Here is a 9,367-nt window from a genome sequence, read left to right as displayed (position 1 = left end):
CCGCGTAGATGAAGTAGATGCCGCTGGACTCCAGCGGCTCCACGAAGCACGACGCGAGGCCGACGCTGACGCAGTTGCGCACCCACGGGCGTCAGGCTCCTGTCCGTCAGGGGCGCGGGCCCGTCACGCGCTCCCGCTCCTGTGCCGGGGCTCCTCGCGCCGGCTCTCGGTGACCCGGAGCGTGGGCTTCCCGTTCGTGTCCGGGGCCGCACCCGGGGTCCGGGCGTCCTTGCCGTCCTTGGCCGCGCCCTTCAGCGAGTCGAGGATGGCCATGCCCTGCCCGACCAGTCCGGCCGCCAGGTCGTTGACGCCGCCGGTGCCGTTCAGGACCGTCAGGTGGGCGCCCGCCATGCCCCGGGCCGCCGCGTCGGCCAGCGCCGGCAGGTTCTCGACGGTGCGGTTGGCGGCGATGAGCTCCTGGTTGCCGTCCTTCAGGGATTCGGCGCGCGCGGTGTTCGCGTCGGCCTGGGCCTGGGCGAGGGTGCGCTCGCTGTACGCGGAGGCGTCCGCCTCGAACTTCACCCGGTCCCTGGCCGCCTCCGCCAGGGTGCGCTGACGGTACGCCTCGGCGTCCGCCGGGCGCCGTACCTCGGCCTCCAGCCGCCGCGCCGCCAGCTCGGCCTGACGCTGCGCCAGGGCCGTCCGCTGCTCGATGGTCTCCTGCGAGGCCCGCGCCTCGGCCAGCGGTCCGGCCTGCGCGGCGCGGGCGTTGACCTGCTCCGTCTCGGCGTGGAAACCGGCCCGCTTGATCGCGGTGTCCCGTTCGTACTCGGCCTTCAGCGCGGCGGCCTGCTGCTCGCGCTCGCTCGCCTCCCGGTCCGACTTGGCCCGGGCGATCCGCGCCTGGCCGGCGACGGCCGCCGCGTGCGGGGCGGCCAGGTTCTCGATGTAGCCGGTGGCGTCGTCGATCTCCTGGATCTGGAGGGCGTCGACGACGATGCCGAGCTTCTCCATCTCGCTGTGGCTGCCCTGCTTGACCTCCTGGGCGACCCGGTCGCGCTCCCGGATGATCTGTTCCACCGTCAGTCCGCCGACGATGGAGCGGAGGTGACCGGCGAAGATCCGGCCCACCAGCTCCTCCATCCGGTCCTGTTCCGCCAGGAAGCGCCGGGCCGCGTTGGCGATCGACACGGTGTCGTCGCCGACCTTGAACACGGCCACCGCCCGGACGTTGAGCCGGATTCCCTGCTGGGTGACGCAGTCCTCGACGATCTCCGCCTCGCGGAGCGCCAGGGAGAGCATCCGTACCTTGTGCTTGACCGGCATCACGAAACTGCCGTGTCCCGTGACGATCCGGAACTGAGTGTCCTGCGCCTGCCGTTTGGAGCCGGAGATGAGCATCGCCTCGTTGGGCGCGGGAACATGCCAGAACAGCATGGTGTGCTCCTGTCGTACGGTGTGTACGCCGGTACCGCTGTTGTGGAGCCGCGCGTGCGGCTTCCTCGTGGTGGAGCGCGTCCTTCAGGAGGGGAGGAGTTCCACGATCACCGAGCGGGCCGAGATCGACTCGACGACGATCACCCGGCGGTCCTTGCCGATCGGACCGTCCGCCCAGGCCGCGTAGGCCTCGGAGCCGCCCCGAACGGCCACCAGCACCTCACCGGGCCCGTTCGGCGGGATCGGGACGGTGACCCTGCCGATGGCCCCGACCGGGCTCTGCGAGAAGTCATCCGCCACGGACATACGCCGTTGCCGCGATCATGCCGACCACGCCTCCCGGAGGCCGCGCCTCCGACCTCGTCCTTCATCGAGAACGCCCCCGGCGAAGCGGCCGACGGCGACATACCCTCGATCTCTTCACAGTACTCCGCGGCGGGCCGGGGCACCGTCGGGCCGGGCCGCCCCGCGCCACCGCCCGGGGTGACGCGCCCGGGCCGCCCCGCGCGGTGGCGCGGGGCGGCCCGGTGGTGCGGCGGCGGGCCCGTCACACGGCCCGTTCGTGACGGGCCGGCCGTGACACGACCCGGTGGTGACGGCTCAGTCGCGGCGCGCCGGCTCGGTGGGGAACCGCCGGTGCAGCCCGCTCCAGTCCAGCACGTGTTCCGCCTGCCTGGTCGTCTGGTGGGCCGCCTCGCGGGCTTCGCTGACGACGTCCCCGTGCTCGCGGAGAAGCTGCTCATAGATCGGAGGGTTCGATGCCACGTTCATGGTCTGTCAAGTTCTTCCGGTCGGCAATCGTCGGCCGCTGAACTCTACCCACTGTTCGTGGGCCGGCTCCATTCCGGTGTGCGGGCACCGTTCGGCCGGCCCCGCCACGGCACAGGTTCATGCTGTCCTGGCGAGGCCGCCTCGTATCCCGCCCCCCGTATCCCGCCGTCGGCGGCGGGCCCTCCATCGACGCGCGCCGGACCACGCCGGCAGTCGACCGCGTTGCGCGGGCGTTCACCCGGCGCTTCCGCGCGGAGACGGGCGACAGCCCTGCCGTCTGGCGGAGCCGCGCCCGCCTGCTCGCGGCCGTCCCGCTGCTGCGCACCGCCTCCGTCACCGAGGTCGCCGGCCGCCTCGGCTATGCCTCCCCGGCCGCGTTCACCACCGCCTTCACCCGCGTCTTCGGCCTGCCACCGTCCCGTTTCGCCGGGGCGTCCTTCTGACCGGGGTCAGACCTTGCGTGCGATGGCGCCGTACATCGCGATGTCACGGTCGTCCATGGCCACCTGGCCGACGTCCGGACGCCACTTGTGGACCTGGGTCACGCCCGGCTCGATCAGCTCCAGGCCGTCGAAGAACCCGGTGGCCTCGGCCAGCGTGCGGAGCTGCATGGGCATGCCGCGCTTCGCGTACTCCTCGGCCACATGACCGACCTCCACCGGGGCGAAGTCGGCGGTGCCGATGGTCATCGCCAGATAGCTGCCGGACGGCAGCGGGTCGAGGAGGCGCTGGACGAGGCCGTGGTCGTCGTCGTCCGCCAGGATGAAGTGCAGGATCCCGATGATCATGAGACCGACCGGCTCGCGCAGGTCCAGCAGCTCCTGGAACTGGGGCGAGCCGATGATCGCGTCCGGGTCCCGCATGTCGGCGTCGATGTAGGCCGTACGGCCCTCGGGAGCGCTGGTCAGCAGGGCGCGGGCGTGCGCGAGGACGATCGGGTCGTTGTCGACGTAGACGACCCGGGAGTCGGGCGCGACCTCCTGGACGACCTCGTGCATGTTGGGCTGGGTGGGCAGGCCCGTACCGATGTCGAGGAACTGCCTGATGCCCTTCTCCTCGGCCAGGTAACGGGCCGCGCGGTGCATGAACTCCCGGTTGGCCCGCATGTGGATGGGGAGCGCGGGCCACTCCCGGCACATCGAGTCGCCGGCCTCCTGGTCGACCTGGTAGTTGTCCTTGCCGCCCAGGATGTAGTCGTACACGCGCGCGGAGTGCGCCTCCCCGGTGTTGAAACGATCTTCTGGAGAGTTCTGCGGTGCCATCTTCGCTCCTCCCGGGTACCGCGGCCGGCGCGACGCCGGGGCGCGCGTACCGGTACCGGTCCCGTCCCAAACTGAAGCCTTGGTCCAGAGCTTAGACGCTCAGTGATCTCGCACAGCCGTGGACCAGCCGATCAGAGCGCCGCGCAGGGCAACCACCAGCCGGAGTCTCCAACGGCGTCCGCGTCAGCCCTCGGTGAGCAGTCCCGCGTCATGGGCGAGAACGGCGGCCTGGACGCGGTTGGCGCAGCCGGTGCGGGTCAGGATGCGGCTGATGTGGGCCTTGACCGTGCTCGCGCTCAGATGGAGCCGGTCCGCTATCTCGCCGTTCGAGAGGCCGGTGCCGAGCAGCCCCAGGACCTCGCGCTCCGCGGCGGTCAGCCCGTCGGTCCTGCGCAGGGCCGCCTCGGCCTCATGGCCGGACCGTACGTGCCGTTCCAGCAGCTGACGGGTGATCCGGGGCGCCAGTACGGGCTCGCCGTCCGCGGCGAGCCGCACCGAACGGATCAGCTCCGCCGGGCCCGTGTCCTTGAGCAGGAAGCCGGTCGCGCCGACCCGCAGGGCGCGGGTGACGCTCCGCTCCTCGCCGAAGGCCGTCAGCATCACCACATGGGTACGGGGCGAGGTCCTGCCGATCTCCTCGGCGGCGGTGATGCCGTCCTTGCCGGGCATCTGGATGTCGAGGAGGGCCACGTCGATGTCCTGGCCCCGGCACGCGGCGACCGCCTCGTGTCCGTCGGCGGCCTCCGCGGCCACCTCGATGTCCTCCGCGTTCTCCAGGATCAGCCGGATGCCGGCGCGCATCAGGGTCTCGTCATCGGCGATGAGGACTCGGATCATCGCCTCATCTTAGGGCCGAGATCACCAGCAGGATCACGAGGAAGGCCACGGTGGGCAGGATGACCACCGCCGCCGCGCACCCGGCGCCCAGCACCCGCGGCCAGGTCAGCACCGCGGCCGGAAGCGGAGGGTACGCCCCGGCCTCGCTCCGGTCCCCGGCTCCTTCTCGCGCGACGGCGTCCGCGGGGCGCCCGGGCCGGCCCGGACGTATGGGCCGTTCCGGACGTATGGACTGTTCCGGGTGTACGGGCTGTTCCCGGCGTACGGACTGTTCCGGCCGCGTGGGCAGCAGGGCCTCGACCCGGAACCCGCCGAACGCGAGGGGGCCCGCGCCGAACGAGCCGCCGAGGAGCGAGATCCGTTCCTCCAGGCCGACCAGGCCGCTGCGGTTTCCCGGCCGGGGCGCGCGGGGCACCCGGGGCGCCTCGTTCGTCACGGAGACCGCGATCCGGCCGTCGGTGTGCCGGACCTCCACCCGGGTGGGCGCCCCGGAGGCGTGCTTGAGCGCGTTGGTCAGCGACTCGCGCACCAGGCGGTGCACCGCCTGGCGGGTCCTCGGGGCCGCGTCGGCCGTGTCGGGGCCCGACCAGTCGAGGGTGACCGCCATGCCCGCCTGCGCGGACTCGGCCACGAGGGCGGAGATGTCGTCGCGGGTGCCCCGGTTGCCGCCGGGCTCCACGGTGGGGTCCTGGAGCTCCTCGCGGCGCAGCACCCCGAGGATCTCGCGCAGTTCCTCCATCGCCGTGCCCGCGGTGGTGCGCAGCAGTTCGGCCTGTCCGGCCAGCGGCGGCGCCTGCCGCGCCGCGGCCAGTTCCAGCGCTCCCGCGTGCACCGAGATCAGGCTCAGCTTGTGGCCGAGCAGATCGTGCATCTCGCCGGCGATCCGGTTCCGCTCCTCCATCCGCGCCGCCACCGCGGCCAGTGAACGGGCCTGCTCCAGATAGGCGTTGCGTTCCCGCAACAGACTGACGAGCGGCCGCCGCTGCCCGAGCAGGGTGCCGGCCAGCGTGGGGAGGATCAGCAGCAGCGCCACGGAGAGCGTGTTGCCCAGCACGATCTCGGGCCACGTCAGGGACTCGGTCATCGGGTCGCCCGCCGTCCGGCCGGTCACCAGCCCCACCGCCACGGCCAGCGCGGCGGTCAGCGCGCAGGCCGCGCCCGCGGCTTGCCAGGCGCGGCGCGGGGCGACGCGGCGGGTGGCGGACACCACGATCAGGGGCACCGCCGCCAGGATCCACACGCTGGAGCCGACGAGCAGCGGCGCCGTGGCGGCCACGGCGAGCGCGGGGTGACGGTGCCGGCCGAGCACCAGCACGACCGTCCACAGCCCCTCCAGGGCGGCGAGGACCGGCCGGTCCTGGGCCAGTTCCTCGGGCAGGTAGGTCAGGGGAATCAGCGCGAGGGCGGCGACCAGGGCACAGGCCAGCGCCTCGGTGACGACGGTACGGCGCGGAGCCGCGCGGAGGGCCGTCACGCACTCCAACGCCTCGCGCCGGACGCCCTTCCACACCTTCCGTACGCCCCGCCGCGCCCGCTCCCGTATCCGTGTCACCGGCACCCTTGCCTCGCTCCTCGCCGTGCTTCTCCCCGGGACCGTAGCGTCCGCCGGACCGGCCGGAGGACGGCGGGTTCCCGCCCTCACGCGCCGGGGCTCGGGCTCAGCCGGGCCTTCAGCCCGGTCACGTCGGCACCGTCCGCGCGGAGCAGCCGCGCGGCCTCCCCCTCGTCGTCGGCGAGCAGGGCGGCCAGGAGGTGGACGGTTCCGGCCGTGGCGTCGCCGCGCTCGGCCACCGTGAGCTGGGCGACGGCCCGGACGCGTTCGATGTCGGGCGAGCGCGGCACCTCGGTGGGCGCGGCGAAGGGGCCGGGAGCCGGGGCGGGGACGCCCGCCCGCGCCGCGTCGAGCAGGGAGACCGGCCGGGCACCGTGCGTACGGAGCAGGTCCGCGCCCGCGTTGACGGCGGCGTTCCCCTCCGGGAACGAGCGGCCGGTGAGGGTGAGCGCGCGGTCCAGCGCCATGACGGCCAGCAGCAGGTCCACCGGCTCGACCACGCCGTGTCCGCGCCGTACGGTCTGGCGCTCGGCCTCCCCGAACACCGAGGTGAGCATCCCGTCGCCGTCCGGGCCACTGCGGAACATCCAGGACAGGAGGACCCGGGAGAGCCCGCCACCCTCGCCCAGCACGCCCGAACCGCGCATCCCCTTGACGCTCCGGGGCTCCGGGAAGTCCGGATCCGTGGCGGCGTCCGCGTCCAGGGCGTCCAGGGCGGCGGACACGGCGGCCTGGTCGATCCGCCTCAGCGTCATGGCCTCCAGCGCGCGGCTGTCGGTGAGTTCGAGCAGCGCGCGGGCGATGTGCCGGCAGCGGACGCTGGGCGTTCCCTCGCGGCGGGCCAGCCGCAGGGCGCGCAGGAGGCAGGCGCGCAGCGCCCCGGACGGCTCGGGCGGGAGGGCGTCGGCCTCGGGGGCGCCGCGCCCGGACTTGTGCATGGCGAGCCAGGTGGCCTCGCGCCATACGGCGTCGGCCTCGGCCTCGTCACCGGGATGGGGCGGCAGGGGATCGGAGCCGGCGGCCGTGTCGCCGCGCACCCAGGGCCGGGAGCTGTCGGGGGAGGTGAGCGCCCCGATGATGCCGCCGAGCCCCCCGGCGTGGCGCCAGCCGGTGGAGACCGCCTCGCCCGCCGGTGTGTCGCCCATGACGAACATGTGCACCAGGTGCTCGGTGCCGACGGTCCGGCTCTCGCACTTGGTGGCCTCGCGCACGGTCTCCGTGAGCAGGTCGATGACGTCGGCCTCGAACTCCGTGGTGTGGGTGGCGGCGTCAGGGACGGCGGGCGTCGGCTGCTCTGTCATCGGAAGGGATCCCCTCGGGTGCGGTGACCGGTGGCGCGGACCGGTGGCCGGGAGGCCGCGGTGGGTCCGCGGCCGGGTCCAGTGCCCCTCCCGGCAAGCTTTGCCCGGTCGCGGCACTGGCCACGACGTTAGGGGCGGGCCAGGCCCCCGCGCGTCGGCCGACCGGCCATCTCTCCCGGCCGACCGGCCATTTCCCTCGCCCGACCGGCCATTTCCCTTGCCCGACCGGCCATCTCCGCCGGCCGACCGGCCGTCCCTCACGGCCAACTGGCCGTCCCCCTCGGCCGACCGGTCATCTCGCTCGCCCCACCGGGGCTGCCCCTCTCCGCCGGTTGGCCGTCTTCCTCGGCCCAACTGGCCGTCTCCCTCGCCCGACCGGCCGTCCGCTCCACGGCCAACTGGCCTTCCCGCCGCCCGGCCCGGCGGTCGCGGGCCCTCAACTCGCCGTTACGCGGGCCCGGTCGGCGCCGGGACCGGGGCCGACCGGCGACGATCCCGGTTTTGCCTCAGAGACAAACAGGCTGTGAGGATTCCGTAACACTCCTTTATTCCGGATGATTCATTTCGGTAACTCCCTCTGGTTGAATGGGGGTTCGCAAGCAGCGGCGAGGTGACAAGACCTCGGCGCCTCGCCTGGAGGACCCCTTGCCTGAGATGTACGTCCGGGTGCGCTGGCCGGACGGTGAAATCCAGCGCTGTTACTCCCCTTCCACCGTCGTGGAGGAGTACTTCGCGGCGGGGGCCACGTACACCGTCCCCGACTTCGTCGAGCGGAGCCGTACGGCTCTGGGTATCGCGAGCGACCGGGTACGGGAGAAGTTCGGCTTCGCGTGCACCGCCGCCGCGGCCGAACTCGCCAGGATCGAGGGCATCGCGGCCACCTACCGCGCCGAACCGCCGGCCCTGGTCACGGTGGAGGCGCTGCTGAACGCCGACGGGAGTGAGCGGTGACCCCGGAGGTGGACGGCGCGCACTATCCGGTGGCGGTCATAGGCGGCGGCCAGGCGGGGCTCTCCGTCAGCTACTGCCTGCGCGAGCGCGAGATCGACCACATCGTGATCGAGGCGCACCGCGTGGGCAACGAATGGCGTGCGCGACGCTGGGACACCTTCTGTCTCGTGACCCCCAACTGGCAGTGCAAGCTGCCGGATTACCCGTACCAGGGATCCGACCCGGACGGCTTCATGAGCCGGGACGAGATAGTGCAGTACCTGGAGGAGTACGTGGCCTTCTTCCGTCCGCCCCTGGTGGAGGGGGTGAAGGTCACCCGGCTGCGGCGCACCAAGGCCGGGATATTCGAACTCACCACGACGGCGGGCACCCTGACGGCCGACCAGGTCGTCGTGGCCACCGGTCCGTACCACACCACGTCGGTGCCGCGGATCGCCGAGCGGCTGCCGGCCGCGATGCACCGGATCCACTCCTCGCAGTACCGCAACCCCGGGCAACTGCCCGACGGCGGTGTGCTGGTGGTCGGCACCGGGCAGTCCGGCAGCCAGATCGCGGAGGATCTGCACCTGGCGGGACGGCAGGTGCACCTCTCCGTCGGCAGCGCCCCGCGCGTCGCCCGCTTCTACCGGGGCCGGGACTGTGTGGCGTGGCTGGACGACATGGGGCACTACTCCAGGACCATCGACGACTTCGACGACGCGGCTTCCGTCCGGATGCGCGTCAACCACTACGTGACCGGCCGCGACGGCGGGCGCGACATCGATCTGCGGGCCTTCGCGCGGGACGGGATGCGGCTGTACGGGCGGCTCACCGGCGTGCGGGGGACGGTGCTCGACTTCGCGGACGACCTGAAGGTCAATCTCGACCGGGCCGACTCCGTCGCCGACTCCATCAAGGACTCCATCGACGCGCACATCGCGGCCCAGGGCATCGACGCGCCGGTCGAGGAGCGCTACGAACCGGTGTGGGAGCCGACCGAGCAGCCCGCCTCGCTCGATCCGTCGGCGGCCGGGATCACCTCGGTGGTGTGGGCCACCGGCTTCTCCCGGGACCACCGGTGGATCGAGACCCCGGTCTTCGACGGGCGCGGCTACCCGATGCACCGGCGCGGTGTCACCAACTCCCCCGGCCTGTACTTCCTGGGGCTGCCCTGGCAGTTCACCTGGGGGTCGGGACGCTTCGAATCGGTGGGCAGGGACGCGGAGTTCCTCGCGGACCACATCGAGGCGAGCCGCCGTCTCGCCGATGTGTGCGGCACCATCACCGGCGCGCCCACCACGCTCACCGCCGCGCTGCCCGTGGGCTGAGCGAAGACC

General features: G+C 73.0%; 9 protein-coding genes and 2 pseudogenes. 3 read left to right on the top strand and 8 right to left on the bottom strand.

Going from position 1 to position 9,367, the window contains the following annotated elements; translation table 11 throughout:
- From AB0P17_RS31210 to AB0P17_RS31195, 4 genes and pseudogenes are all read right to left on the bottom strand, one after another.
- Nucleotides 1–91: pseudogene (locus AB0P17_RS31210) on the bottom strand (tryptophan 7-halogenase); the annotation flags it as partial.
- A gap of 32 nt (nt 92–123) precedes the next feature.
- Nucleotides 124–1,377, bottom strand: a complete 1,254-nt coding sequence (locus tag AB0P17_RS31205) for an SPFH domain-containing protein (RefSeq protein ID WP_365816064.1) — start codon at nt 1,375–1,377, stop codon at nt 124–126.
- 84 nt (nt 1,378–1,461) lie between these two features.
- Complete coding sequence (locus AB0P17_RS31200) at nt 1,462–1,683, bottom strand: hypothetical protein (RefSeq protein ID WP_365816062.1); 222 nt, start codon at nt 1,681–1,683, stop codon at nt 1,462–1,464.
- Between the two features lie 294 nt (nt 1,684–1,977).
- Nucleotides 1,978–2,142, bottom strand: a complete 165-nt coding sequence (locus AB0P17_RS31195) for a hypothetical protein (protein ID WP_365816060.1) — start codon at nt 2,140–2,142, stop codon at nt 1,978–1,980.
- A gap of 233 nt (nt 2,143–2,375) precedes the next feature.
- On the opposite strand from AB0P17_RS31195, the pseudogene AB0P17_RS31190 reads away from it, so the two are divergent.
- Nucleotides 2,376–2,591, top strand: a pseudogene (locus AB0P17_RS31190) (AraC family transcriptional regulator); the annotation flags it as partial.
- A gap of 6 nt (nt 2,592–2,597) precedes the next feature.
- On the opposite strand, the gene AB0P17_RS31185 reads toward AB0P17_RS31190, so the two are convergent.
- The 4 genes from AB0P17_RS31185 to AB0P17_RS31170 all read right to left on the bottom strand — a co-directional run bounded on the left by AB0P17_RS31185 (nt 2,598) and on the right by AB0P17_RS31170 (nt 7,100).
- A complete protein-coding gene (locus AB0P17_RS31185; protein ID WP_365816058.1) occupies nt 2,598–3,410 on the bottom strand; it encodes an SAM-dependent methyltransferase in 813 nt (270 codons plus the stop codon).
- 183 nt (nt 3,411–3,593) lie between these two features.
- A complete protein-coding gene (locus AB0P17_RS31180; protein WP_365816056.1) occupies nt 3,594–4,247 on the bottom strand; it encodes a response regulator transcription factor in 654 nt (217 codons plus the stop codon).
- A 4-nt stretch (nt 4,248–4,251) separates the two neighbouring features.
- On the bottom strand, nt 4,252–5,805 hold the full coding sequence (locus tag AB0P17_RS31175; RefSeq protein WP_365816054.1) for a histidine kinase: 1,554 nt from the start codon (nt 5,803–5,805) through the stop codon (nt 4,252–4,254).
- Between the two features lie 80 nt (nt 5,806–5,885).
- Nucleotides 5,886–7,100: a Clp protease N-terminal domain-containing protein gene (locus AB0P17_RS31170; RefSeq protein WP_365816052.1), complete on the bottom strand. Its 1,215-nt coding sequence runs from the start codon at nt 7,098–7,100 to the stop codon at nt 5,886–5,888.
- A 654-nt stretch (nt 7,101–7,754) separates the two neighbouring features.
- Between AB0P17_RS31170 and AB0P17_RS31165 the strand changes: the two genes are divergently transcribed.
- Together AB0P17_RS31165 and AB0P17_RS31160 are read left to right on the top strand one after the other, a co-directional pair.
- Entirely contained in the window at nt 7,755–8,051 is a 297-nt protein-coding gene (locus tag AB0P17_RS31165; protein ID WP_365816078.1) for an MSMEG_0570 family nitrogen starvation response protein, read from the top strand.
- On the top strand, nt 8,048–9,358 hold the full coding sequence (locus AB0P17_RS31160; protein ID WP_365816050.1) for an MSMEG_0569 family flavin-dependent oxidoreductase: 1,311 nt from the start codon (nt 8,048–8,050) through the stop codon (nt 9,356–9,358). The genes AB0P17_RS31165 and AB0P17_RS31160 overlap by 4 nt, the downstream gene beginning before the upstream one ends.
- The last annotated feature ends 9 nt before the right edge of the window (nt 9,359–9,367 follow it).

It is taken from the genome of Streptomyces sp. NPDC088124, from assembly GCF_040685895.1.
GTDB lineage: Bacteria > Actinomycetota > Actinomycetes > Streptomycetales > Streptomycetaceae > Streptomyces.
Note: the sequence above shows the minus strand (reverse complement) of the source record. Positions and strands in the feature narration are given on the sequence as shown.

Coding starts and splice junctions, on each gene's coding strand:
- AB0P17_RS31205 (WP_365816064.1), bottom strand. CDS start 1,377: ATGCTGTTCTGGCATGTTCCCGCGCCCAACGAGGCGATGCTCATCTCC.
- AB0P17_RS31200 (WP_365816062.1), bottom strand. CDS start 1,683: ATGTCCGTGGCGGATGACTTCTCGCAGAGCCCGGTCGGGGCCATCGGC.
- AB0P17_RS31185 (WP_365816058.1), bottom strand. CDS start 3,410: ATGGCACCGCAGAACTCTCCAGAAGATCGTTTCAACACCGGGGAGGCG.
- AB0P17_RS31180 (WP_365816056.1), bottom strand. CDS start 4,247: ATGATCCGAGTCCTCATCGCCGATGACGAGACCCTGATGCGCGCCGGC.
- AB0P17_RS31170 (WP_365816052.1), bottom strand. CDS start 7,100: ATGACAGAGCAGCCGACGCCCGCCGTCCCTGACGCCGCCACCCACACC.
- AB0P17_RS31165 (WP_365816078.1), top strand. CDS start 7,755: ATGTACGTCCGGGTGCGCTGGCCGGACGGTGAAATCCAGCGCTGTTAC.